Below are 413 nucleotides of genomic sequence, written 5' to 3'. Positions count from 1 at the left end.
CACGGGTTCATGTTCAACTTCAGCGGCCCACCGAAGGCAGGCTGCCAGTACTCCAACCCGTTGATTCTCACCATGTGACCGTGTTTGGGTTTGTCTAGATCATCATCGTTAATGCCGTTGTGGTAGTCACACAACACCATCAAGTTCTCTGATACGGTTTTCCCACCATGCTTCACCGGTTTAATGTGATGAATCTGCGACTTGGTGGCCGGTTTACTGCAGCCGGGCCAGGCGCACACCGGGTTACGGGTTGATTGAATAAACCGCTCCAACGGGTCCGCACCACGAGAATCCGGCGTCATCTCAATCCGGTATATCCCGAAGTCTCGTGGGCCGAGGGGGCTAACGAGGGCAACAAGGCGTTCCTCGGCAAGTTTCGCTTTCACAATCTCCGCCCCGGAAATAGTAGAACC

1 protein-coding gene is annotated in these 413 nt (G+C 54.5%); it reads right to left on the bottom strand.

Annotation, left to right across the window (positions count from 1 at the left end; genetic code table 11):
* Nucleotides 1–413: HNH endonuclease signature motif containing protein (locus tag HMPREF3044_RS08775; RefSeq protein WP_141759672.1), on the bottom strand; the 413-nt coding region annotated here is incomplete at both ends.

It is taken from the genome of Corynebacterium sp. HMSC073D01, from assembly GCF_001815555.1.
GTDB lineage: Bacteria > Actinomycetota > Actinomycetes > Mycobacteriales > Mycobacteriaceae > Corynebacterium > Corynebacterium glucuronolyticum.
Note: the sequence above shows the minus strand (reverse complement) of the source record. Positions and strands in the feature narration are given on the sequence as shown.